The following is a 24,541-nucleotide window of genomic DNA, read 5'->3' as shown; positions in this document are numbered from 1 at the left end:
CAGGGTGTCTAGCGGGCGGGACATACGGCGGCTCCTGAATGGAAATATTTCTCAATTGCCTGGGTGCCGGATGAAAATTGAAAAGTGATAGGGGTGGATGAAAATAATTTAGATTCGTTTTGCGGGTTGGGGCATCCAGCCTGGTTTTGTGCTGAGGCAACAGGCCTCTTCGCGAGCAAGCCCGCTCCCACAGGAGTCCGCATTCCCCTGTGGGAGCGGGCTTGCTCGCGAAGGCGGCTTATCTGAGAAAAGATCTCTCAGGGTTTCGGCGCGGTGCTTGGCCCCACCACCACCCACCACCGCGTGTGATGCTCGATCTGCACCGGCAAGCTCGGCAGCAGGGCCGTCAGGGCCAGGTCGGTGTCGTGCAGCGGGAAACTGCCGGTGATGCGCAGGTCTGCCACTTGTGGCTCGACGCCCAGGTAGCCGCGCCGGTAACGTCCCAATTCGTGGACCAGGTCTTCAAGGCGCGCGTTGTCCACCACCAGCATGCCGCGGGTCCAGGCATCGGCGCCGGGGTTCAGGGCAATGGTCGGCCCGAGGCCGTCGCGGTGCATCAGCACTTGTTGGCCTTCGCGCAGGATCAGTTCCTTGTCCGTGGCCTGGGGATGCGCCGCCACAGCGGATTTCAACACGCTCAGGCGCGTGCCTTCGTCTTCACGCTTGACCAGGAACCGTGTGCCCAAGGCGCGCAGGCTGCCTTCGCGGGTCTCGACGATGAACGGACGCGGGTCGTCGTGACCGGTTTCCACCAGGATCTCACCTTCCTGCAGGACGATGCGGCGCTGCTTGTCATCGAAACGCACGTCCAGGGCACTGTGGGTGTTGAGGTTGATCAGCGTGCCGTCGGCCAGGCGCAGGGTGCGCTGTTCGCCTGTCGCGGTGCGCTGATCGGCCAGCCAGTAATCCAGCGGCAGGTAACGATCGCCGGCAAACAGCGCCAGGCCGATGACCGCGACAACACTGGCCAGGCCGCTGCCGACCTTGCGTATCCGCCGGCGTATGCTGACCCGCGATTGCAGCAACGCGGCGCGCGCCGGTCCGGTGGCCACACTGAAGCGCTGGTCAAGCATGCCCAGCTGTCGCCAGGCCCGGGCGTGTTCTTCGTCGGCGGCATGCCATTGGGCGAAGGCTTCACGCTCCTGGGCGCTGCTCGAGTCCAGGGACAACTGCCAGGCAATGGCGGCATCCAGCACGCTGGCCGAGACCGGTTTGGCATGGGCCTGGCTCATGTCGGCTCACCATAAAGTGCGATGTAGCACTGTCGGATGCCTTGGGCCAGGTATTGCCGTACGCGCGGCACCGAAACCCCCAGGCGCTCGGCGATTTCGGCGTGGCCGAGGCCGTCGAGGCGGTTATAGAGGAAGGCTGCGCGGGCCTTGCTCGACAGTTTGCCGAGCAGGCGGTCGATGGCCTTGAGGTCTTCGAGGATGATTTGCTGTTCTTCCACCGAGGGCTGCTCGGCCTCGGGGATCAGCATCAGTTCGGTGAGGTAGGCCTGCTCCAATGCCGCTCGACGGAAATAATCGAACAGCAGGCCCTTGGCGATGGCCACCAGAAATGCCCGTGGTTCGCGGGGCGCCTTCAGTTCCTCGCGACCCAGCAAGCGCACAAAGGTGTCCTGGCTCAGGTCCTCGGCCCGGTGCGCACACGCCACGTTGCGTCGCAGCCAGGCCAATAGCCAAGCGCGATGGTCGCGGTACAACGCACCAACCAAATCACTGTGGGGGGTGGGGACTGACGACACCTAGCATCACCGACGTTTTAAGTAACGAGAATTGTTCGCGATTGTGGCAGAGGCGGAGGCGGGAAAGCAATTGGCGCTGGTCGGGACCCGATCTGTGGGCCCAAATAAGTCTGTGGGCCCAAGTAGGTCTGTGGGAGCAAGGCTTGCCCGCGATGCAGGCGACTCGGTTTGGCTGTCAAACCAGGCGATGCCATCGCGGGCAAGCCTTGCTCCCACAGGTGAACCACCCGCGGAGCAGAGGGTTTAGAGCGAAGGCGCCTGCTGCCGCCGTTTCCAGTGGCTCAGGCGCTGTTGCAGGTCAAGTGGGCTGTGGATCTGTTGCTGGCGGGCGCGGCTGAACAGGATCAGCGCCAGTTCCGCCGTGGCCAGGGCGTCGGCGCTGGCGTTGTGGCGGTCGAAGACTTGCAGCTTGAACCAGTCGATCCACTCGTCCAGGCCTGACTTGCGCAGATGGGCTTGCGGGCAAAGCATCGGGGCCAGGTCCGCCACGTCGAGGAATGAATGCTGCAGGCGATAGCCCAGGTAGTCTTTCAAGGCGCGCCCGAGCATGTGCGAATCGAACGGCGCGTGAAAAGCCAGCAGCGGACTGTCGCCGACGAACTCCATGAACGCCAGCAGCGCCTCGGCCGGGTCGCTGCCGGCGGCGATGGCGCTGGGTGCCAGGCCATGGATCAACACACTCGGCCCGAGTTTCTGCTTATCGCATTGCAGGGTGCGTTCGAACTGCTGGCTGAAGTCGATGGCGCCGTCTTCGATGACCACCGCGCCGATGGACAGCACCTGGTCCTTGTTCAGGTTCAACCCGGTGGTTTCCAGGTCCAGCACGACCCAGCGTTGTTCCCGCAGGTCGCATTCACCCAAGGCTGAAGCCGTCGGCAGGCGTTCCAGGCGCCTTTGTATTTCTTCGGGCAACATGGGTTGGGCTGGGCGCAACCAGGAAAAAATGCTCACAGCTGATACCTCACGGTCAGGCTGCTTTGCAGGCGTTGGGCCTGGCGCAGGGATTCGCGCAGGATGCGTCGGTCCAGATGGTTGAGGCTGTCGGGGTCGACGCGGTTGGAGTAGGGCAGGTTCTCGCGGGTTTGCAGTTGGTGCTGCTGCATGCGGGTCTGCTGGATGAAGTGATAGGCCTCTTCATAGGCGGCGCCATCGAGCGGTTCGATCACTTCCTTGACGACCAATTGCCGCAAGCGTTCCAAGGTATTGTTGACTTCGATGCCGTTGGCCAGCGCCAGCAGACGGGCGCCGTCGACGAAGGGCGTCAGGCCCTGCACTTTCAAGTCCAAGGTCGCCTTTTCGCCATTCTTGCGGCTGAGCACGAAGTCCCTGAAACGTCCCACGGGTGGGCGATGACGCAGCGCGTTGTCGGCCATCATGCGCTGGAACAAACGGTTGTCGGCCACTTGGTCGAGGATCTGCCGGCGCAGCTGCTCGCAGCCTTGCTCATCGCCCCAGACCACCCGCAGGTCGAAATAGATGCTCGAGCCCAGCAGGTTTTCCGGGGTCGCTTCGCGAATGAATGCCGCGAAGCGCCGGGCCCATTCGGCACGGGACAAACACAGCTCGGGGTTGCCGGCCATGATGTTGCCCTTGCACAAGGTGAAGCCGCACAAGGCCAGGCTCTGGTTGATCTGTTGGGCGATGGGCAGCAGCAGACCGCGGATCTGCGCGGCATGGGCGGCGTCCCGGGCCTCGAACAAAATGCCGTTGTCCTGGTCGGTGTGCAGGGTTTGCTCGCGCCGGCCTTCACTGCCGAAACACAACCAACTGAACGGCACCCCCGGGTCGCCCTTGTCGGCCAGGGTCAGTTCGATGACCCGGCTCACGGTGTGGTCGTTGAGCAGGGTGATGATGTGGGTAATCTGGGTCGACGACGCGCCGTGGGCCAGCATGCGCTCCACCAGTTGGCCAATTTCACCGCGCAGGGCCACCAGATTCTCCACCTTTGGCGCGTTGCGAATGGTCCGGGCCAGGTGCACCAGGTCGACCCGTTGCAGGGAAAACAGATCGCGCTCCGACACCACGCCACACAGGCGATGGTCCTTGACCAGGCAGACATGGGCGATGTGCCGTTCGGTCATGGCGATGGCCGCGTCGAAGGCGCTGTGGTCCGGCGAGAGAAAAAACGGTGCCTGGGTCATGTGTCCGACGATGGCCTGGGAAAAATCCCCGTCCCCATCGGCCACCACGTGCCGCAGGTCGCGCAAGGTGAAAATTCCCACCGGGACTTTCTGCTCATTCACCACCACGATACTGCCGACCTGCTGTTCGTGCATCAGCTTCACGGCTTCGCGCAGCGGCGTGTCCGGGCTGCAACTCACCGGATGGCGCATCGCCAGTTCGCCCAGCCGGGTGTTGAGGGAGTACTGGGTGCCCAGGGTTTGCGCGGACTTCTGCTGGACCTGCTGATTGACCTGGTCGAGCAAGCTGCTGACCCCACGCAGGGCGAAGTCGCGAAACGGGCCGGACAGGGCGAACAGCTTGATGAAGGCCTGTTTGTTCAGTTGGAGGCAGAACGTGTCTTCGCCGGCCCGGTGCTCGGTGCGCGTGGCTCGTTCGCCCAGTAGCGCGGCGAGGGGGAAACATTCGCCGGTGGTGATTTCGAAGGTGGTTTCGGTGCCACCCTTGGCCGAATGCGGACGTTCGCCTATCACCCTGCCTTGCTTGACGATGTAAAAGTGCTCCACCGGGCCGTCGGCTGGTTTGATGATGGTTTCGCCCGGCGCATAAAAACGCAGCAGGCATTGCTCCACCAGATAGGCCAGGTGGGCGTTTTCCATCTGGTTGAACGGTGGGAAACGCTGGAGAAACTGCAGTGTCCCCTGGATGTTTTGCAACACCGCGGTTTTCCCTGCCTGGGTGAAGGCGTCCGCTTTTTTCATAACCATTACGCAGTCTTTTTTGAATTGTTGTGGTCGATCCGTTCTCCCATGGTCGGCCCCTCAGCGCGGGGTGCCCATTGGACGTAAGTCTAGGTCGCTGCACAGGGGAGGGCTTACGGAAAAATCCTACGCAAGGCGTCGGAAAAATCTTCATTGAATGTTCTTGGAAAAAAATCCGACGAAGTGCACATTGAAGCGCCGCAGAACGATGTCTGACCACTGTGCCAGGGGATCGATTTAAAGAACGTAGAGAGCACCATGTCCGACCACGATATTTTGAGTGACGCCGAGCGCGAGGCGCTGAGTGCCGTCATGCTGGAACCTGACTTGCCGCCGCAGCGCGTCTTGATCGTCGATGACGACAAGGACGCTCGTGAGCTGCTGTCGGAGATCCTGGCGTTGGACGGGATTCACTGCATGACCGCCGCCAGTGGTGAAACGGCACTCAAGATGCTGGAAACCAAGCCATCGATTGGCCTGTTGATCACCGACCTGCGCATGGGCAATGTCGATGGCCTGGAGCTGATCCGCCTGGTGCGCGAGTCTCCGCGGGCGGCGCTGCCGATCATCATCGTGTCGGGCGATGCCGACGTGAAGGACGCCATCGAAGCCATGCACCTGAGCGTGGTGGACTTTTTGCTCAAGCCGATCGATACCGACAAGCTGCTGGGGTTGGTCAAGCATGAGTTGGGGATGGATCTCTAAGATTGTCTGTGGGAGCAAGGCTTGCCCGCGATGCAGGCGCCTCGGTTCACCAAGGACCGCGCGGCCCTCATCGCGGGCAAGCCTTGCTCCCACAGATAAATCCCCTTGCCGCAATGACTCAAGCATCAGCCAGATGCTTGGTGATTTTGCAATAAAAAAGCCCTGATCTTTCGATCAGGGCTTTTTTTGTGCCGCGTCTGCCGCTCAATCACAACCCATTGGCGGCCTTGAACTCACGACGACGACGGTGCAGCACCGGCTCGGTGTAGCCGTTGGGCTGCTTCGTGCCTTCGATCACCAACTCGACCGCCGCCTGGAAGGCGATGTTGCGGTCGAAGTCCGGTGCCAGCGGACGGTACAGCGGGTCGCTGGCGTTCTGGCGGTCGACCACCGGGGCCATGCGCTTGAGGCTTTCCATCACCTGGTCTTGCGTGACGATGCCGTGGCGCAGCCAGTTGGCGATGTGCTGGCTGGAGATACGCAGCGTCGCACGGTCTTCCATCAGGCCGATGTCGTTGATGTCCGGCACCTTGGAGCAGCCCACGCCCTGGTCGATCCAGCGCACCACGTAACCAAGGATGCCCTGGGCATTGTTGTCCAGTTCGTTCTTGATCTGCTCCGGTGTCCAGTTCGGGTTGACGGCCAGCGGGATGGTCAGGATGTCGTCCACCGATGCGCTGGCGCGCTTGGCCAGCTCGGCCTGGCGAGCGAACACGTCGACCTTGTGGTAATGCAGCGCGTGCAGGGCCGCGGCGGTCGGCGAGGGAACCCAGGCGGTGTTGGCGCCGGCCAGCGGATGAGCGATTTTCTGTTCGAGCATCGCCGCCATCAGGTCCGGCATGGCCCACATGCCCTTGCCGATTTGTGCGCGACCTTGCAGGCCGGTGCTCAAGCCGATGTCGACGTTCCAGTTCTCATACGCGCCGATCCACTTCTCGGCTTTCATGTCGGCCTTGCGCACCATCGGGCCGGCTTCCATGGAGGTGTGGATTTCATCGCCGGTACGGTCGAGGAAGCCGGTGTTGATGAACACCACGCGCTCGCTGGCGGCCTTGATGCAGGCCTTGAGGTTGACCGTGGTACGGCGCTCCTCGTCCATGATCCCGACCTTGAGGGTATTGCGCGGCAGGTTCAGCACGTCTTCGACACGACCGAACAGCTCGTTGGTGAACGCGGCTTCGTCCGGGCCGTGCATCTTCGGCTTGACGATGTACACCGAGCCGGTGCGGCTGTTGCGACGGCTGGTGTTGCCGTTGAGGCTGTGGATCGCTGCCAGGCTGGTGATCAGGCCATCGAGAATGCCTTCCGGCACTTCGTTGCCGTGCTGGTCCAGGATCGCGTCGATGGTCATCAGGTGGCCGACGTTACGCACGAACAACAGCGAGCGGCCGTGCAGGGTCACGCTCGAACCGTCGACGGCGGTGTAGACACGGTCGGGGTTCATGGTGCGGGTGAATGTCTGGCCGCCTTTGGCGACTTCTTCAGCCAGATCGCCCTTCATCAGGCCGAGCCAGTTGCGGTAGATCACCACTTTGTCATCGGCATCGACGGCGGCGACCGAGTCTTCGCAGTCCATGATGGTGGTCAGCGCGGCTTCCATCAGGATGTCTTTGACGCCGGCGGCGTCGGTCTGGCCGACCGGGGTGCTGGCATCGATCTGGATTTCGAAGTGCAGGCCGTTGTGTTTCAACAGCACGGTGGTCGGTGCCGAGGCATCGCCCTGGAAGCCGATCAACTGGGCATCGTCACGCAGGCCGCTGTTGCTGCCGCCCTTGAGGGTGACCACCAGTTTGCCGTCGACGATTTTGTAAGCGGTGGAGTCGACATGGGAGCCGGCCGCCAGGGGCGCGGCTTCGTCGAGGAAGGCACGGGCGAAGGCGATGACCTTGTCGCCGCGGACCTTGTTGTAGCCTTTGCCTTTTTCCGCTCCATCGGCTTCGCTGATGGCGTCGGTGCCGTACAGCGCGTCATACAGCGAACCCCAGCGGGCGTTCGATGCGTTGAGGGCGAAGCGGGCGTTCATCACCGGCACCACCAGCTGCGGGCCGGCCATGCGGGCGATTTCATCGTCGACGTTTTGGGTCGTAGCCTGGAAATCCGCCGCTTCTGGCAGCAGGTATCCAATGTCTTGCAGGAAGGCTTTGTAAGCCACGGCGTCGTGGGCCTGGCCGGCACGGGCCTGGTGCCAGGCATCGATCCGCGCCTGGAAATCATCGCGTTTGGCGAGTAGGGCTTTGTTCTTCGGCGCCAGGTCGTGGATGACCTTGTCGGCACCGGCCCAGAACGCGTCGGCGGTGAGGCCGGTTCCGGGAATGGCTTCGTTATTCACGAAGTCGAACAGGACTTTGGCGACCTGCAGGCCACCGACTTGAACGTGTTCAGTCATTGCTTGCCTCACTCTGCTCAGCTATTTCGCTTTTCAGCTCTTCGATTTTGACAATGAAGCCTCGGGCCATTTAAAGCACAAACCCCGGAACCAGTACATGCCATCGCTGGCGGCTGGGTGTTAAGCCTTGCTGACGGGGCTTTTCAGGGATGCGACTGCGCCTTAAGCAGACATCGGTACAACGTTATGTAGTGCTCGCTGCGGCATACTACATGATCAATTGCGGTTGTGAAAATTAGACTAATTGCGTCGTTCCGCGACCGACTAAAGTGTTACGGTCACGTCGAGACACGGGATGTTCTCAAAAAACAGATAGATTGTTCCAGATAAATCTTGAGGTTTGTACACGATATCTCTGGTGTCATCCTGTAGGAGCAAAGCTTGCTCGCGATACAGGCGCCTTGGTTTCAGAAGGACCGGGTTGTTTTCATCGCGAGCAAGCTTTGCTCCCACAGGGGGAAGGTATAAATCTTTAGGCCACAGTCTGCTCGCGATCACCTGCCTATACTGTCCCTTCCCCAACAAGAGGACTGCGCCATGGACCACCTTGTCATTACTGTTTTCGCCCCGGACAAGCCCGGGCAGGTCGAGCGCATTGCCGATTGCATCGCCGAGCATGGTGGTAACTGGCTGGAAAGCCGCATGTCGCACCTGGCCGGGCAGTTTGCCGGGATCCTGCGAATCAGCGCCCCGGCCGAGGCCCATGAGGCACTGATCGAAGCCTTGCAGGGGCTTTCGGCCCATGGCATTCGTGTGTTGATCGCTGAGGGCGGCCTTGAAGAAGCCTGCACCTGGAAACCCATTGCCATGGAACTGGTAGGCAATGATCGTCCCGGCATCGTGCGTGACATTACCCGGTTGTTGAGTGAACAGGGAGTGAACGTTGAGCGCTTGGTGACCGATGTTCGGCCGGCGCCGATGAGCAGCGAGTTGCTGTTTCATGCCGAAGCGATCCTGGGGGTGCCGTTGACCCTGTCGCTGGAGACGTTGCAGGAACGCCTGGAGACCCTGGCCGATGAGTTGATGGTGGAGCTCAAGCTCAGCGACGAAGCGTGATGAAGGTTATCCAAGGAAAAACTGCGCCTGCCTGTGGATAACCTGTAGAGACCCGGCTCCAGCCCAGGCTCGCCGGGGCTTAGCGGTCGATGATCAAAAAATCACCAGTTTTCAAGGGGTTGTGCACAAACGGCGGGGATCACGCTGTGGATAACCTTGGGAAGGATGAGCGCAGGCCACGCCAGACGTGGCCTGTAGAGGTTTGTGCGTTTTTTGATCAGCTGCGCCGACGCATGCTGATCACGGCATCGACGCTGTACACCGCCAGCCCGGCCCAGATAAACAGGAACGCCACCAGTGTGCTGGACGACAGGTGCTCACCGAACAGCATCACGGCGAGCAGCAGCACCAGCGTCGGCGCGACGTACTGGAGAAAACCGATGGTGGTGTAGGGCAAATGCCGTGTTGCGGCGTTGAAACACACCAACGGCACCAGCGTCACGGGGCCGGCCGCTACCAGCCACCAGGCTTCGGAGGTGGTCCAGAATGCCGCCTGGGCACTGGTGGCCGTGGGATTGAACAGCAACCAGGCGATGGCGATCGGCACCAGCATCCAGGTTTCCACCACCAGCCCCGGCAACGCCTTGACCGGTGCCTGCTTACGGATCAACCCATAGAAACCGAAGGTCAGCGCCAGCACCAGCGACACCCACGGCAGGCTGCCCACTTGCCAGACCTGCTGCGCCACACCGACCGCCGCCAACCCCACCGCCAGCCATTGCATGCGGCGCAGGCGCTCGCCGAGGATCAACATGCCCAGCAATACATTCACCAGCGGGTTGATGTAGTAACCCAGGCTGGCTTCGAGCATACGCTCGTTGTTCACCGCCCAGACGTAGGTCAGCCAGTTGGCTGCGATCAGCGTCCCGCTCAGGGCGAGGATCGCCAGGCGCTGTGGGTTGTCCCGCAGTTCGCGCCACCAGCCCGGGTGTTTCCAGACCATCAGCAACGCCGCGCCGAACAAGGCCGACCACAGCACCCGGTGGATGATGATCTCCACCGACGGCACACTGGCGATAGCCTTGAAGTAGATCGGGAACAGACCCCAGATGATGTAGGCGCTCAGGCCCAGGATGTACCCGCGACGCGGGTTGGCGGCTTGCATGCAGAATCCTTGCTTAGGCAGCTAACAAAGGAGTGATTGTAAGGAGATTTGTCTGGTTGTGCTGTGAACCTTGTGCACAATCACCGCAGCCCCCCTGTGGGAGCGGGCTTGCTCGCGAAGGCGGCGTGCCTGGCAGCACAACTTTGCCAGACTTAACGCTTTCGCGAGCAAGCCCGCTCCCACAGGGTGGCTCTGCGGGACATCAGAACAGCTTCAACGGCTCTTCATTGAGCGCCGCCAGTTGCTCGCGCAACGCCAGCACCTGGTCGCCCCAGTAGCGCTCGCTGCCGAACCACGGGAAGCTGCGCGGGAACGCCGGGTCGTCCCAGCGTCGCGCCAGCCAGGCGCTGTAGTGCATCAGGCGCAGGGCCCGCAGCGGTTCGATCAGCGCCAATTCCCGTGGGTCGAAGTCGTGGAACTCACGGTAGCCGTCCATCAATTCCGACAATTGCCCCAGGCATTCCTGGCGATCGCCGGCGAGCATCATCCACAGGTCCTGCACCGCCGGGCCCATGCGACAGTCGTCCAGGTCGACGATGTGGAACACCTCGTCGCGGCACATCATGTTGCCTGGGTGGCAATCGCCGTGCATGCGGATGTTCTGGTGGGGCGTGGCGGCGTAGACCTCTTCGACGCGCTTGAGCAGGTCCCGGGCGACCGACTCGTAGGCCGGCAGCAGGCTACGAGGGACGAAGCCGCTTGCCAGCACGGTGGCCAGTGAGTCGTGGCCGAAGTTCTTCACGCCCAGGGCTTCACGATGTTCGAACGGACGGGTTGCTCCGACTGCGTGCAGGCGCCCGAGCAATTGTCCCAGGCGATAGAGCTGATCGAGGTTGCCCGGCTCCGGTGCACGGCCGCCGCGACGGGGGAACAGGGTGAAACGAAACCCGGCGTGTTCGTGCAGGCTGGTGCCGTTGTGGATCAGTGGCGCGACCACGGGCACTTCGTATTCGGCCAGCTCGAAGGTAAAGCTGTGCTCTTCCAGGATCGCTTCGTTGGTCCAGCGCTGAGGGCGATAGAACTTGGCGATCAGCGGCTCGGAATCTTCGATGCCGACCTGGTAGACGCGGTTCTCATAACTGTTGAGGGCCAACACGCGGGCGTCGCTGAGAAAGCCGATGCTTTCAACGGCATCGAGTACCAGGTCGGGCGTGAGGGTTTCAAACGGATGGGACATGCTGACTCCTGCGCAGCGGCAGGGCTGCCGCGTCCGGCCCAGCATGGTAGCGCAGACAGAGGCAGATAGGTGGTGGCTGTCGGTGATCGTTCCCACGCTCTGCGTGGGAACGCCTCATGTGACGCTCCGCGTTACGCTTCGGAGACGCGGAGCGTCCCTGGCTGCATTCCCACGCAGAGCGTGGGAACGATCAGTGTCAGGCGCCGATGACCCCGCCATCTTCCCGGGTAATCACCATTACCGAAGACCGCGGCTTGCCGTTGGGCAGGTGCTCGGGGAAGGTTGAACCGCCGCTGGGATGCTGGATTCCGACGAACAGGGTCTTGTAGTCCGGCGCGAAACTGATGCCGGTCACTTCGCAGCCTACCGGGCCAACCATGAAACGGCGGATTTCACCACTGTTGGGGTCGGCGCAGAGCATCTGGTTGTTGCCCATGCCCGCGAAGTCGCCAGCGTTGCTCGAGTCGCCGTCGGTCTGGATCCACAGCCGCCCGCCGTTGTCGAAGCCCAGGCCATCGGGGCTGTTGAACATGTTCTGCGGGTTGATGTTGGACGATCCGGCTTTCGGCGTGCCGGCGTGTACCGTCGGGTTGCCGGCGACCACGAACAGGTCCCAGGCGAAGGTCTTGGAGGCGTGATCGTCGCGGTCGGTTTTCCAGCGCAGGATCTGCCCATAGACGTTCTTGGCCCGAGGGTTTGGCCCCTCCACCGGTTGGCCGGCGTCGCCGCGCTTGGAGTTGTTGGTCAGGGTGCAGTAAACCTGCCCATCCTTGGGGTTGACCACGATCCACTCCGGGCGGTCCATGCGCGTAGCGCCAACGGCGCTGGCGGCCAGGCGTGCATGGATGAGTACTTCGGCCTGGTCGGCAAACCCGCTGCTGGCGTCCAGACCGTTCTTGCCATGGGTCAGCTCGATCCACTGGCCCTGGCCTTTCGGATGGTCCGGGTTGCCGTCGCCGGCATCGAAGCGCGCCACGTACAAGGTGCCATGGTCCAGCAGGTTGCGGTTGGCCTTGGCATTGCGATGGTTGATGCGCTCGCGGCTGACGAACTTGTAGATGAACTCGCCGCGTTCGTCATCGCCCATGTACACCACGGCGCGACCGTCATTGGTCTGCGCCAGGGCGGCGTTTTCATGTTTGAAGCGGCCCAGGGCGGTGCGTTTTACCGGGGTGGATTGCGGGTCGAACGGGTCGATTTCCACCACCCAGCCGTGGCGATTGAGTTCGTTGGGGTTCTTCGCCAGGTCGAAACGCGGATCGTGCAAGTGCCAATTGATTTCACTGCTGGCGACGGTGGCGCCATAGCGTTTCTGTGCCGCATCGAATTGCAGGTCCGCCTTGCTGCTGCCGAAGCAGTCAGTGAAGTTTTCTTCGCAGGTCAGGTAAGTGCCCCACGGGGTCATGCCGTTGGCGCAGTTCTGGAATGTGCCGAGTACTTTCTTGCCACTGTTGTCGGCACTGGTTTTCAGCAGGTCGTGCCCGGCTGCAGGACCACGCAGGCGAATCGGCGTGTTGCCGTGAATCCTGCGGTTGTAGCGCGAGTCCTGGACGAACTGCCACTGGCCGCGACGACGCTGGATTTCGATCACCGACACGCCTTCGCTGGCCTGGGCCTTGCGCACGTCTTCGGCCGACTGTGGCTGGCCGCCGTGAGGGAACAGGTATTGGTAGTTGGTGTACTCGTTATTGATCGCCATCAGCGCCCGGTTTTTGTCGCCGGGGAATTCGAACAGGCTCATGCCGTCGTTATTGTCGCCGAACTGCATTTCCTGTGCGCGGGCTGTTCCATTGCCGCTTGGATCGAACGCCGGTGCATTTTTCTGCAGCGGCTGGCCCCAACTGATCAGTACCGAGGCTTTGTAGCCCGGCGGCAGGGTGATGGTGTCGGCCGTGGCGGCGGCGATGCTTTTAAAGCCCAGCAGCCGGCTGTTGCCTTCGCTCACGGCGGCGGCCAGGACGCTGCGACTCAACAGGTTGCCGCCCAAGAACATCGCCGCGCCGCACAGGGCGCCGGCGCTGATGAAGCTTCGACGGCTCAGGCCGACGATCTTTTCCAGGTCGGTGGATTGGTTTTCTTCTAATAGGCTCATCTCAGGCTCCCTGCTGGTTTTGGCAGTCACCTTAAAGCGGGTCGATGAAACTATTGTTGCAACACGCTACAGCGGTGTGCCGAGCAGCACATTTGTCGCTGAAAACGTCACTTGCACCGGTGAGCCGCCTTCCAGATGCTGCTTTTGTAGCTCAAGCGGGTCGGCCAGGGCGCACAGCGTCTGGCCGTTGGGCAGGCTGATGCGTACTTCGCTGGGGCCGTCTTCGGCGGCGTCGACCTGTTCGATCATGCCGCGCAGCGAATTGATCCCCGGTTTTTCCGCTTGCTCGACAGGGTGCAATTCCAGCCAGCCAGCCTTGATCAGCGCCACCACGTCGGTGCCGACATCCAGCTCCAGGCGCAGCGTGCTGTCGTGGGTGATCTGGGCTTCGATGACCAGGCCCCGGGCCAGCTCCAGGCGTACCCGGTCGTTGTGCCCCTGGGCCTCGATGCCCACGACCTTGCCATGCAATTGATTACGGGCGCTGGTGCGCAGCATCAAGCGGCTGAGCAGGCCCAGGTCGCCGGCATCCTCGCTTGCTTCCAGCAGTTGCGTCTGCAGCGCTTGCAGGCGCAGATACAGGCGCAGCACGCGGTGGCCTTCCTCCGACAGCTTGGCGCCGCCACCACCCTTGCCGCCAACGCTGCGCTCCACCAACGGTTGGTCCGCCAGGTTGTTCAACTCATCGATGGCATCCCACGCCGCCTTGTAGCTCAGGCCCGCGCTCTTGGCGGCGCGGGTGATCGAGCCTTGTTCGGCGATGTGCTGCAACAGGGCGATGCGTTGTGGTCGCCGAACGATGTGCTGGGTCAGAAGCGTGGGCAAGGACATGACGGAAAACTGCGTGCAAAGGTCGATGAGCGGACGTTGGCGCCTTGGGCGCGGCCCGTCAAGCCGACTCTCCGGGTTTCGGCGTGCGAGCCAGGCAGTACACATCGACCCGCGCAGCGCCGGCGTCGAGCAGCAGGGCAGCCAGTGCCTGGGCGGTGGCGCCCGTGGTGAGCACGTCGTCGACCAACGCCAAGTGACGGTTGCGCAACGCAGCCTGGGGCGCGAGGGCAAAGGCCTGGCGCAGGTTTCGCCGTCGGGACTTGGCGTCGAGAGCCTGTTGGGCGGGGGTGTCCTGGGTGCGTCGCAGCAAGTGTTCTTCGCAAGGGATCGCCAACGGCCCACTGAGCCAGCGGGCCAGCAGCGCTGCCTGGTTGAAACCGCGCTGGCGCAAACGACGGGTCGCCAGTGGCACCGGTACCAGTGCGTCGGGCCGTTCCAGCCCTTCGTCGAAATGATGTTGCAGCGACTGCGCCAGCAGTTCGCCCAACAGCCGGCCCAGGGGCCATTTCGCCTGATGCTTGAAACGGGTGATCAGGCTGTCGATCGGGAAGTCGTAGGCCCAGGGCGCCAGGACCCGTTCGAAGGCCGGCGGTCGCGAGGCACATTGTCCACAACGCAGTCCAGCCATGGGCAGCGGCAGGGCGCAGACGCAGCATTGGTCACCGAGCCAGGGCAGCTCGCTTTCACAGGGGGTGCAGATAGGCTGCGGGGTGTCGGTGCTTTCGCCGCACAACAGGCAGAATTGTTTGTTTTTTAACCAGATGTAAACCGGTCCGTTGTATCGTGGTTGACAGCGCATGACTCTTCCTTAAATATGCCGAACATCCGTGTCGCGCTTGTGGGTATTCCATGCCCCAGGCGCCAGCCAAGCATAAATCAAGGAAATGCCCATGAGCGCCAGCACCACTGCCAACCTGCGTCATGACTGGTCTTTGGCCGAAGTCAAAGCACTCTTCGTCCAGCCATTCAATGACCTGCTGTTCCAGGCGCAGACCGTGCACCGCGCGCACTTCGACGCCAACCGCGTCCAGGTTTCCACGCTGCTGTCGATCAAGACCGGCGCTTGCCCGGAAGATTGCAAATATTGTCCGCAGTCCGGTCACTACAACACCGGCCTGGATAAAGAGAAATTGCTCGAAGTGCAGAAGGTCCTTGAAGAGGCCGCGCGCGCCAAGGCCATCGGTTCGACCCGTTTCTGCATGGGCGCTGCCTGGAAGCATCCGTCGGCCAAGGACATGCCGTATGTACTGGAAATGGTCAAGGGCGTGAAGGCCATGGGGCTGGAAACCTGCATGACCCTGGGCCGCCTCGACCAGGAACAGACCGAAGCGCTGGCCCAGGCCGGCCTGGACTACTACAACCACAACCTCGACACCTCGCCGGAGTTCTACGGCAGCATCATCACCACCCGCACTTACAGCGAGCGCCTGCAAACCCTGGCCTACGTGCGTGATTCGGGAATGAAGATCTGCTCCGGCGGTATCCTCGGCATGGGCGAGTCCCTGGACGATCGCGCGAACCTGCTGATCCAACTGGCGAACCTGCCGGAGCACCCGGAATCGGTGCCGATCAACATGTTGGTCAAAGTCGCCGGCACGCCGCTGGAGAATGCCGAAGACATCGATCCGTTCGATTTCATCCGCATGCTCGCCGTGGCGCGGATCATGATGCCCCAGTCCCATGTGCGCCTGTCCGCCGGCCGTGAAGCGATGAACGAGCAGATGCAGGCCCTGGCATTTTTTGCCGGTGCCAACTCGATTTTCTACGGCGACAAGCTGTTGACCACCGCCAACCCGCAAGCCGACAAAGACATGCAATTGTTCGCACGCCTGGGTATCCAGCCTGAAGCCCGCGAAGAACATGCCGACGAAGTGCACCAGGCGGCGATTGAACAGGCGCTGGTGGAGCAGAAGAGCAGCGAGCAGTTCTATAACGCCGCTGTTTGAGTTGACGCAAAACCAAGTGTGGGAGCGGGCTTTTGTGGGAGCAAAGCTTGCTCGCGATGAACGATAACGCGGTCCTGCTATAGACCGCGATGCCTTCATCGCGAGCAAGCTTGGCTCCCACAAAAGCCGGCTCCCACAGGGGATTTCATCCCGTCTCAAATAAGTAGTTCACCCCGAGGCCTGCATGCCCTTCGATCTCGCCGCACGCCTGGCTGCCCGTCGTGCCGACAACCTCTATCGCCAGCGCCCGCTGCTCGAAAGCCCGCAGGGCCCGGAAGTGGTGGTGGACGGCCAGCCGTTGCTGGCGTTCTGCAACAACGATTACCTGGGCCTGGCCAATCACCCGCAAGTGATCGAAGCCTGGCGCGCCGGGGCACTCCGTTGGGGTGTCGGGGGTGGCGCCTCCCATTTGGTGATCGGCCACAGCAGTCCTCATCACGCCCTGGAAGAAGCCTTGGCCGACCTGACCGGCCGCCCGCGGGCGTTGCTGTTCACCACCGGCTACATGGCCAACCTCGGCGCGGTCACGGCGCTGGTGGGGCAGGGCGACACGGTGCTGGAAGACCGGCTCAATCATGCCTCGCTGCTCGACGCCGGGCTGTTGTCCGGCGCGCGTTTCAACCGTTACCTGCACAACGATGCCCAGAGTTTGGCCAGCCGCCTGGAGAAAGCCACCGGCAATACCCTGGTGGTCACCGATGGCGTATTCAGCATGGACGGCGACATTGCCGACCTGCCGGCCCTGGCCCGTGAAGCCAAGGCCAAGGGCGCCTGGCTGATGGTCGACGATGCCCACGGCTTCGGCCCGCTCGGGGCCAATGGCGGCGGTATCGTCGAGCATTTTGGCTTGAGCCAGGATGACGTGCCAGTGCTGGTGGGCACTCTGGGCAAGGCCTTTGGTACCGCCGGGGCTTTTGTCGCCGGCAGTGAAGAGCTGATCGAAAGCCTGATCCAGTTCGCTCGCCCCTACATCTACACCACCAGCCAACCGCCGGCCCTGGCTTGCGCCACGCTCAAGAGCCTTGAGCTGCTGCGCAGCGAGCATTGGCGGCGCGAGCACTTGCAGGTGCTGATTCGTCAGTTCCGCCAGGGCGCCGAGCAGATCGGCCTGCAATTGATGGACAGCTTCACGCCGATCCAGCCGATCCTGATTGGCGATGCAGGACGGGCCATGCGTTTGTCGCAAATGCTGCGTGAGCGCGGGCTGATGGTTACCGCGATCCGCCCACCCACCGTACCGGCCGGCAGTGCCCGTTTGCGCGTGACCCTGACCGCCGCCCACAGCGAGGCCCAGGTGCAGCTATTGTTGAATGCACTGGCCGAGTGTTTTGCCCTGTTGGGGCCGGAGCCGAGCGATGCGTGATCGACTGATATTGCTGCCTGGTTGGGGCTTGGGCGTTTCACCGCTGGAACCGCTGGCGGCGGCGTTGCAAGGGCTCGACGAACACCTGCGCGTGGAAATCGAACCGTTGCCGGCGTTGCTATCGAACGACCCCGATGAATGGCTCGAAGAGCTGGACGCCACCGTGCCCCAGGACGCCTGGTTGGGCGGTTGGTCCCTGGGCGGCATGCTGGCCTCGGCGCTGGCGGCGCGTCGGGGCGAGCGCTGCTGCGGCCTGCTGACCCTGGCGAGCAATCCGTCCTTTGTCGCCCACGAGCAATGGCCGAGCGCGATGGACGGAGAAACCTTCGATGGTTTTCTCGCCGGCTGTGCGGCCGACCCGCGCCAGACCCTCAAGCGCTTCAGCTTGCTGTGTGCCCAGGGCTGCAGCGATCCGCGCGGGTTGTCGCGGTTGTTGTTGGCCGGGGCGCCGAGTACTTCACCCGAGGTCTTGATGGCCGGGCTTGAAGTGCTGGCGCAACTGGACACACGCGCCGCGTTGCAGCGCTTTCGCGGCCCGCAACTGCATTTGTTTGCCGGCCTCGATGCCCTGGTGCCTGCCGAAGCCGCGGGTGATTTGCTGGTCTTGCTGCCGGATGTCGAAATCGGTCTGATCGAACAGGCCGGCCACGGATTCCTTCTGGAAGACCCGCACGGTGTAGCGGCGGCGATCCAGGCTTTTTTGCATGAGTCCGGTGATGACTGATTTGTCTTTTCCCCCATTGCCCGGTGCCTTGCCTGACAAGCGCCAGGTAGCGGCTTCGTTTTCCCGTGCAGCGACCAGTTACGACAGCGTGGCCGAACTGCAACGCGACGTGGGCCAGCAATTGCTCGGGCGCTTGCCGCCCTCATTCATGCCGCAACGTTGGTTGGACTTGGGCTGCGGCACCGGTTATTTCACTCGGGCGCTGGGCGCGCGATTCGGTGAGACAAACGGATTGGCACTGGATATCGCCGAAGGCATGCTCAACCATGCGCGTCCTCAAGGTGGCGCCTTGTATTTCGTCGCTGGTGACGCTGAGCGACTGCCTTTGCAAGCGGCGAGCTGTGACCTGGTGTTCTCCAGCCTGGCGGTGCAGTGGTGTGCGGATTTTGCCGCGGTGCTGAGCGAGGCCCATCGTGTGTTGAAACCGGGTGGGGTGTTTGCCTTCACCAGCCTCTGCGTGGGCACTTTGTACGAATTGCGCGACAGTTGGCGTCAGGTGGATGGCTTGGTGCACGTCAACCGTTTCCGTGGGTTCGAGACGTATCAACACCTTTGCGCGGACAACGGGCTGAATGTCGTCAGTCTTGAAAACTGTCCCCATGTGTTGCATTACCCCGACGTGCGCAGTCTGACTCACGAATTGAAAGCCTTGGGCGCCCACAATCTGAACCCCGGTCGCCCCGGCGGCTTGACCGGCAGGGCGGGGATCCTGGCGCTGGTTGAAGCCTATGAGCAGTTTCGTCAGGCGCAGGGACTGCCGGCGACTTACCAGGTGGTCTACGCCGTTTTGGAGAAACCGCTATGAGCCAGGCTTATTTCATCACCGGCACCGACACCGATGTAGGCAAGACCACCGTCGCGGCGGGCCTGCTGCATGCTGCGCGGCAGGCTGGCATGAGCACGGCGGCTGGAAAACCAGTGGCCTCTGGCTGCGACGTGACGCCCAAGGGCCTGCGCAATGCCGATGCCCTGGCGCTGCTGGCCGAGTGTTCGGTGCCGCTTGAGTATGCCCAGGTCAATCCGCTGGCATTCGAGCCGGCCATTGCGCCGCACCTGGCCGCCCGGGAAGCCGGCGTGGCGCTGACGGTGCAATCCTTGCTGGGGCCGATGCGTGAGGTGCTGGCCCTGGAGGCCGATTTCACCTTGATAGAGGGCGCGGGCGGCTGGCGTGTGCCGTTGGCCGATCAGGATAATCTTTCGGACCTGGCAATGGCCCTGGGCCTGCCGGTGATCCTGGTGGTGGGCGTGCGCCTGGGGTGCATCAGCCATGCGCTGCTGACCGCCGAGGCCATCGCCCGGGACGGTCTGCAACTGGCCGGTTGGGTGGCGAATATCATTGATCCCAAGACCTCGCGCCTGGAAGAAAACCTCGCCACTCTGGCCGAACGCCTCCCGGCGCCTTGCCTGGGGCGAGTACCGAGGGTCAAAGGCATCACTGCCGATATCGTGGCTGCGCATCTGCACCTGGATCTGCTGGATTAATCATCCAAGGGAAGGTTTTCACTATGACAAGGCACTGTGCCATTAGTGTTTTTGTCGGGCCTTTTCCTTGGGGTTCTGCTTCAATGGCCATTGTCGACCCTTCAAGAAGACGAGCTCTGTCATGGAAATCTCAGGAAATACCGCGTTCTATGCCGGTCTGAGCACGATTCAGACAGGGCAGAACCGTGTCGATCAGGCCTCCAGCCAGATCGCCAACAATACGATCGAGCGTTCGGTCACCAGCCAGTCGTCCGAAGTCCAGGTGGATCGCCTGCGGTCAGTGGATCGTAGTCAGCAGTCGGACCTGACCAGCAACATGGTTGAACTGTCCCAAGGCAAGTTCCAGGTGCAACTGGGTGTTAACGTCGCCAAGGCATCCGACGAAATGCTCGGTACGTTGATCGATACCTTCGCCTGATCCTGCCCTTCAGATTGACGAAAACGCCGCGATTATTCGCGGCGTTCTTGTCTCTAACGTCTTATTGCTCAACTAATCTTTTCCTACGCGCATCGCGGATTCTTCAGCGCGATGGATTTCCCGTGTCCGACATTTTTCTCGGCTGATGACGAACGGCAAAAGATCGGCGCTTGACAAGATTTGGGCGTAAACGTATGTTTCAAACAACTGTTTGACCGCTACAACAAATCCACGCGGTCGTTCATTCCCGGTTACATCAGCAGAGGTTTATCGCTATGCCTGACTACAAGGCCCCCTTGCGTGATATTCGCTTCGTTCGTGACGAACTGCTTGGCTACGAAGCGCATTATCAGAGCCTTCCGGCTTGCCAGGACGCAACTCCGGACATGGTTGACGCCATTCTCGAAGAAGGCGCCAAGTTTTGTGAGCAGGTGCTGGCGCCGCTGAACCGCGTGGGCGACATCGAAGGTTGCACCTGGAGCGAGTCCGGCGTGAAGACCCCGACGGGTTTCAAGGAAGCCTACAAGCAATTCGTCGAAGGTGGCTGGCCAAGCCTGGCCCACGACGTCGAGCACGGTGGTCAGGGCTTGCCGGAGTCCCTGGGCCTGGTCATCAGCGAGATGATTGGCTCCAGCAACACCTCCTGGGGCATGTACCCGGGCCTGACTCACGGCGCCATGTCGGCGATCCATGCCCACGGCACGGAAGAACAGAAACAGACCTACCTGAGCAAACTCACCGCCGGCCAGTGGACCGGCACCATGTGCCTGACCGAAGCCCACTGCGGCACCGACCTGGGCATCATCAAGACCCGTGCCGTGCCCCAGGCCGACGGCAGCTACGCGATCTCCGGCAGCAAGATCTTCATTTCCGCCGGCGAACACGACATGAGCGATAACATCATCCACCTGGTGCTGGCCAAGTTGCCGGACGCTCCTGCCGGGACCAAAGGCATCTCGTTGTTCATCGTGCCCAAGTTCCTGCCCGACGCCACGGGTGAGGCCGGGGCACGCAATGGCGTGTCCTGTGGTTCGATCGAACACAAGATGGGCATCAAGGCCTCGGCCACCTGCGTGCTGAATTTCGATGGGGCCAAGGGGGTCCTGATTGGCGAGCCGAACAAGGGCCTCAATTGCATGTTCACCATGATGAACCACGCCCGGCTCGGTACCGGCATGCAGGGCCTGTGTCTCGGCGAGGCGAGCTTCCAGGGTGCGATCAAATACGCCAACGACCGGTTGCAGATGCGCGCGCTGACCGGCCCCAAGGCGCCGGAAAAGGTCGCCGACCCGATCATCGTCCATCCTGATGTGCGCAGGATGTTGCTGACCATGAAAGCCTTCAACGAAGGCAACCGGGCGCTGACGTATTTCACCGCGCAAGCAGGTCGATACCGCGCACCTGAGCCCGGACGAAACCGCCCGCCAGGAGGCCGAGGACCTGCTGGCGTTCCTCACCCCGATCTGCAAGGCCTTCATGACCGACACCGGGCTGGAGGTGACCAACCACGGCATGCAAGTGTTCGGCGGTCACGGCTTCATTCGTGAGTGGGGCATGGAGCAGTTGGTGCGCGACTGCCGCATCGCGCCGATCTACGAGGGCACCAACGGCATCCAGGCCCTGGATCTGCTGGGGCGCAAGGTGCTGGGCAGCCAGGGCAAGTTGTTGCGTGGTTTTACCCGGATCGTCCACAAATTCTGCGCCGCGAATGCCGGACATCCGCAGCTTAACGATTACGTCGCGCAACTCGACGGGCTCAACCAGCAATGGGGCGAACTGACCACCCGGGTCGGCATGGCTGCCATGAAGAATCCCGATGAAGTGGGGGCCGCCTCCGTGGATTACCTGATGTACAGCGGCTACATCATCCTGGCCTACCTGTGGCTGCGCATGGCCTTGGTGGCCCAGGCGCAACTCGACAGTGGCACTGGAGATGACGATTTTTGCCGGGCCAAATTGGCTACGTGCGAGTTTTACTTCAAGCGCCTGTTGCCGCGCACGACCGCCCATCGGGCTGCCGTCGAGGCCGGGAGTGATTGCCTGATGAAGTTGCCGGCGGAGTTGTTTGCGCTTTGATTGAGAGGAATGCCAAAGATCGCAGGCTTCGCCAGCTCCTACAGGGAATACGCATTTCCATGTAGAAGCTGGCGAAGCCTGCGATCTTTTCTGGTGACTAAAAATAACAAAATGGTCATGGGTTGACCCTATGTGTCGCAAAAGTTGTTGAGGTACACTCAGGTCATTGCGAAAACCGTCTTTTACGAACCAACTGTTTAGATCCTGCGAGGTTTGCCATGGCTGACTACAAAGCGCCCCTGCGCGATATGCGCTTCGTCCTCAATGAAGTGTTCGAGGTCGCGAAACTCTGGGCCCAATTGCCGGCGCTGGCCGACACCGTGGATGCCGAAACGGTCGAAGCGATCCTTGAAGAAGCCGGCAAAGTCACCAGCAAAAGCATCGCGCCCCTCAGTCGCGCCGCTGACGAAGAAGGTTGCCACTGGGCCGACGGCGCCGTCACCACGCCGGCAGGTTTTCCACAGGCCTACAAGACTTACGCTGAAGGTGGTTGGGTCGGTGTCGGCGGTGACCCGGTGTACGGCGGCATGGGCATGCCCAAGGCCGTTTCGGCCCAGGTCGAGGAAATGGTCAACTCCGCCAGCCTGTCCTTCGGTTTGTACCCGATGCTGACCGCCGGCGCCTGCCTGTCGATCAATGCCCACGCCAGTGAAGAACTGAAAGCGGCGTACCTGCCGAACATGTACGCCGGCGTCTGGGCCGGTTCCATGTGCCTGACCGAGCCTCATGCCGGTACGGACCTGGGGATCATCCGCACCAAGGCCGAACCCCAGGCCGACGGTTCCTACAAGGTCAGTGGCACGAAAATTTTCATCACTGGCGGCGAACACGACCTCACCGAGAACATCATTCACCTGGTGCTGGCGAAACTGCCGGACGCGCCGGCAGGCCCCAAGGGCATCTCGCTGTTCCTGGTGCCCAAGTTCATGGTCAATGCCGACGGCAGCCTGGGCGCGCGCAACGCGGCCAACTGCGGCTCGATCGAACACAAGATGGGCATCCAGGCGTCCGCCACCTGCGTGATGAACTTCGACGAAGCCGTGGGTTATCTGGTGGGCGAGCCGAACAAGGGCCTGGCGGCGATGTTCACCATGATGAACTACGAGCGCCTGGGGGTGGGTATCCAGGGCCTGGCCTCCGGTGAGCGTTCCTACCAGAACGCCATCGAATATGCCCGTGACCGCCTGCAAAGTCGTTCTCCAACCGGTGCGCAGAACAAGGACAAGCTCGCTGACCCGATCATCGTCCACCCCGACGTGCGTCGGATGCTGCTGACCATGAAAGCCTCGAACGAAGGCGGTCGGGCCTTTTCCACCTACGTGGCGATGCAACTGGATACCGCCAAGTTCAGCGAAGACCCAACCACTCGCAAGCGCGCCGAAGACCTGGTGGCGTTGCTGACGCCGGTGGCGAAGGCCTTCCTGACCGACCTGGGCTTGGAAACCACCGTCCATGGTCAACAGGTGTTCGGCGGCCACGGTTACATTCGTGAATGGGGCCAGGAGCAACTGGTGCGCGATGTGCGTATCACCCAGATCTACGAAGGCACCAACGGTATCCAGGCGCTGGACCTGGTGGGGCGCAAGATCGTCGGCAGCGGCGGTGCGTTCTACAAGTTGTTTGCCGATGAAATCCGTCACTTCACGGCCACCGCGAACAGCGATCTGGCGGAGTTCATCAAGCCGTTGAACAGCGCTGTCGACACGCTGGACGAGTTGACCGACTGGCTGTTGGACCGGGCGAAAAGCAACCCGAACGAAATCGGCGCGGCGTCGGTGGAGTATCTCCAGGCGTTTGGCTACACCGCGTATGCCTACATGTGGGCGCTGATGGCCAGGGCGGCCTTGGGCAAAGAAAGCCAGGATGATTTCTACGCGAGCAAACTGGGCACGGCGCGGTTCTATTTCGCCCGCCTGCTGCCGCGTATTCATTCCTTGAGCGCTTCGGTCAAGGCGGGCAGCGAGTCGCTGTTCCTGCTGGAAGCCGGCCAGTTCTGAAATCATGACGATGTGTAAGCATTCTCTTACACATCGTGCTGGCGTTTTCCCTCTACCGGCGGATTGGATCCAGGGCTAATCTAGCTTCCATGGATGTAGCGCAGGACGCGCAAAGTAACGACACGGACACGTAGGATTCTGCCAGGACGGCGGAGTGAAATGGACGTCAGGGAAACAGTCTGCAAAGCCCCGCTTCGGCGGGGCTTTCTTTTGCCTGCGTTTTTTGTTCCTGGCAGGCGCCCTTCATCGAGGCTGCTTCTGGTTGCGTTTCACTGAACCCTGGCGAGCGGCCTGGGGTCAATGAGCTATAGGGCAATTTGGCCATCGTCGATCAGGGAGTTATCCATGGATTTCATTCGCATCATTATCGCCATCCTGCTGCCGCCACTGGGAGTGTTCCTGCAGGTTGGCTTCGGCGGGGCTTTCTGGCTGAATATCCTGCTGACGCTGCTGGGTTATATCCCTGGCATCGTCCATGCGGTGTACATCATCGCCAAGCGCTGAATTCATCGGTTATAGAACCCCCTGTGGGAGCAAGCTCGCTCCCACAGTTT

The 24,541-nt window shown here is 61.8% G+C and carries 20 protein-coding genes and 1 pseudogene; 11 read left to right on the top strand and 10 right to left on the bottom strand.

From position 1 onward, the window contains the following. Positions 1 to 257 precede the first annotated feature (257 nt). The 4 genes from CFII68_RS13295 to CFII68_RS13310 form a co-directional block, all read right to left on the bottom strand. Positions 258 to 1,232, bottom strand: coding sequence for a FecR domain-containing protein (locus CFII68_RS13295; protein WP_018607418.1), 975 nt, complete (start codon positions 1,230 to 1,232; stop codon positions 258 to 260). Further along, positions 1,229 to 1,747 (bottom strand): RNA polymerase sigma factor, encoded by a 519-nt coding sequence (locus CFII68_RS13300; RefSeq protein WP_018607416.1) that lies wholly within the window; start codon positions 1,745 to 1,747, stop codon positions 1,229 to 1,231. Before CFII68_RS13300 ends, CFII68_RS13295 begins: the two co-directional genes overlap by 4 nt. Before the next feature lie 243 nt (positions 1,748 to 1,990). Then, entirely contained in the window at positions 1,991 to 2,698 is a 708-nt protein-coding gene (locus CFII68_RS13305) for a PolC-type DNA polymerase III (RefSeq protein ID WP_018607415.1), read from the bottom strand. Then, positions 2,695 to 4,635: a putative nucleotidyltransferase substrate binding domain-containing protein gene (locus CFII68_RS13310; RefSeq protein WP_033062651.1), complete on the bottom strand. Its 1,941-nt coding sequence runs from the start codon at positions 4,633 to 4,635 to the stop codon at positions 2,695 to 2,697. Before CFII68_RS13310 ends, CFII68_RS13305 begins: the two co-directional genes overlap by 4 nt. A gap of 252 nt (positions 4,636 to 4,887) precedes the next feature. Between CFII68_RS13310 and CFII68_RS13315 the strand changes: the two genes are divergently transcribed. Further along, positions 4,888 to 5,334, top strand: a complete 447-nt coding sequence (locus CFII68_RS13315; protein ID WP_003206256.1) for a response regulator — start codon at positions 4,888 to 4,890, stop codon at positions 5,332 to 5,334. 208 nt (positions 5,335 to 5,542) lie between these two features. Here CFII68_RS13315 and CFII68_RS13320 read toward each other — a convergent pair whose 3' ends face one another. Continuing rightward, positions 5,543 to 7,720 carry a malate synthase G gene (locus tag CFII68_RS13320; protein WP_018607412.1) on the bottom strand — a complete coding sequence of 726 codons (2,178 nt, stop codon included), beginning with the start codon at positions 7,718 to 7,720 and terminating at the stop codon, positions 5,543 to 5,545. A gap of 537 nt (positions 7,721 to 8,257) precedes the next feature. Here CFII68_RS13320 and CFII68_RS13330 point away from each other — a divergent pair. Then, positions 8,258 to 8,776 carry a glycine cleavage system protein R gene (locus CFII68_RS13330; protein WP_018607409.1) on the top strand — a complete coding sequence of 173 codons (519 nt, stop codon included), beginning with the start codon at positions 8,258 to 8,260 and terminating at the stop codon, positions 8,774 to 8,776. 217 nt (positions 8,777 to 8,993) lie between these two features. On the opposite strand, the gene rarD is transcribed toward CFII68_RS13330, so the two are convergent. The 5 genes from rarD to CFII68_RS13355 form a co-directional block, all read right to left on the bottom strand. Beyond that, the gene (gene rarD / locus CFII68_RS13335) at positions 8,994 to 9,881 is read right to left on the bottom strand and encodes an EamA family transporter RarD (protein ID WP_018607406.1); all 888 of its coding nucleotides are present in this window, start codon (positions 9,879 to 9,881) and stop codon (positions 8,994 to 8,996) included. A 202-nt stretch (positions 9,882 to 10,083) separates the two neighbouring features. Next, on the bottom strand, positions 10,084 to 11,058 hold the full coding sequence (locus CFII68_RS13340; protein WP_003206247.1) for a serine/threonine protein kinase: 975 nt from the start codon (positions 11,056 to 11,058) through the stop codon (positions 10,084 to 10,086). Positions 11,059 to 11,254: 196 nt separating this feature from the next. After that, positions 11,255 to 13,150, bottom strand: coding sequence for a PhoX family phosphatase (locus CFII68_RS13345; protein WP_018607404.1), 1,896 nt, complete (start codon positions 13,148 to 13,150; stop codon positions 11,255 to 11,257). 66 nt (positions 13,151 to 13,216) lie between these two features. After that, entirely contained in the window at positions 13,217 to 13,981 is a 765-nt protein-coding gene (locus CFII68_RS13350) for a TOBE domain-containing protein (protein ID WP_018607402.1), read from the bottom strand. Positions 13,982 to 14,039: 58 nt separating this feature from the next. Continuing rightward, the gene (locus CFII68_RS13355; RefSeq protein ID WP_018607400.1) at positions 14,040 to 14,780 is read right to left on the bottom strand and encodes a ComF family protein; all 741 of its coding nucleotides are present in this window, start codon (positions 14,778 to 14,780) and stop codon (positions 14,040 to 14,042) included. Between the two features lie 91 nt (positions 14,781 to 14,871). On the opposite strand from CFII68_RS13355, the gene bioB reads away from it, so the two are divergent. The 9 genes and pseudogenes from bioB (at position 14,872) to CFII68_RS26805 (ending at position 24,491) form a co-directional block, all read left to right on the top strand. Beyond that, positions 14,872 to 15,927 (top strand): biotin synthase BioB, encoded by a 1,056-nt coding sequence (gene bioB, locus CFII68_RS13360; RefSeq protein ID WP_014340550.1) that lies wholly within the window; start codon positions 14,872 to 14,874, stop codon positions 15,925 to 15,927. A 184-nt stretch (positions 15,928 to 16,111) separates the two neighbouring features. After that, positions 16,112 to 17,290 (top strand): 8-amino-7-oxononanoate synthase, encoded by a 1,179-nt coding sequence (gene bioF / locus CFII68_RS13365; protein ID WP_014340549.1) that lies wholly within the window; start codon positions 16,112 to 16,114, stop codon positions 17,288 to 17,290. Further along, entirely contained in the window at positions 17,283 to 18,014 is a 732-nt protein-coding gene (locus CFII68_RS13370) for an alpha/beta fold hydrolase (RefSeq protein WP_014340548.1), read from the top strand. The genes bioF and CFII68_RS13370 overlap by 8 nt, the downstream gene beginning before the upstream one ends. After that, positions 18,007 to 18,819 (top strand): malonyl-ACP O-methyltransferase BioC, encoded by an 813-nt coding sequence (gene bioC / locus CFII68_RS13375; RefSeq protein ID WP_018607393.1) that lies wholly within the window; start codon positions 18,007 to 18,009, stop codon positions 18,817 to 18,819. Before CFII68_RS13370 ends, bioC begins: the two co-directional genes overlap by 8 nt. Continuing rightward, the gene (gene bioD / locus CFII68_RS13380) at positions 18,816 to 19,496 is read left to right on the top strand and encodes a dethiobiotin synthase (RefSeq protein ID WP_003206233.1); all 681 of its coding nucleotides are present in this window, start codon (positions 18,816 to 18,818) and stop codon (positions 19,494 to 19,496) included. Before bioC ends, bioD begins: the two co-directional genes overlap by 4 nt. A gap of 121 nt (positions 19,497 to 19,617) precedes the next feature. Then, positions 19,618 to 19,914 (top strand): hypothetical protein, encoded by a 297-nt coding sequence (locus CFII68_RS13385; RefSeq protein WP_018607389.1) that lies wholly within the window; start codon positions 19,618 to 19,620, stop codon positions 19,912 to 19,914. 275 nt (positions 19,915 to 20,189) lie between these two features. Next, positions 20,190 to 21,990: pseudogene (locus CFII68_RS0125990) on the top strand (acyl-CoA dehydrogenase C-terminal domain-containing protein). Positions 21,991 to 22,208: 218 nt separating this feature from the next. Continuing rightward, positions 22,209 to 23,987 (top strand): acyl-CoA dehydrogenase C-terminal domain-containing protein, encoded by a 1,779-nt coding sequence (locus CFII68_RS13390; protein WP_018607384.1) that lies wholly within the window; start codon positions 22,209 to 22,211, stop codon positions 23,985 to 23,987. Positions 23,988 to 24,332: 345 nt separating this feature from the next. After that, positions 24,333 to 24,491 carry a YqaE/Pmp3 family membrane protein gene (locus CFII68_RS26805; protein ID WP_003177654.1) on the top strand — a complete coding sequence of 53 codons (159 nt, stop codon included), beginning with the start codon at positions 24,333 to 24,335 and terminating at the stop codon, positions 24,489 to 24,491. Positions 24,492 to 24,541 lie beyond the last annotated feature (50 nt).

Origin of the sequence: Pseudomonas sp. CFII68 (assembly GCF_000416195.1) — a bacterium.
Taxonomy (GTDB): Bacteria; Pseudomonadota; Gammaproteobacteria; order Pseudomonadales; family Pseudomonadaceae; genus Aquipseudomonas; species Aquipseudomonas kilonensis.
The sequence above is the reverse complement of the archived record's forward strand: the minus strand, read 5'-3'. Positions and strand labels throughout refer to the sequence as shown.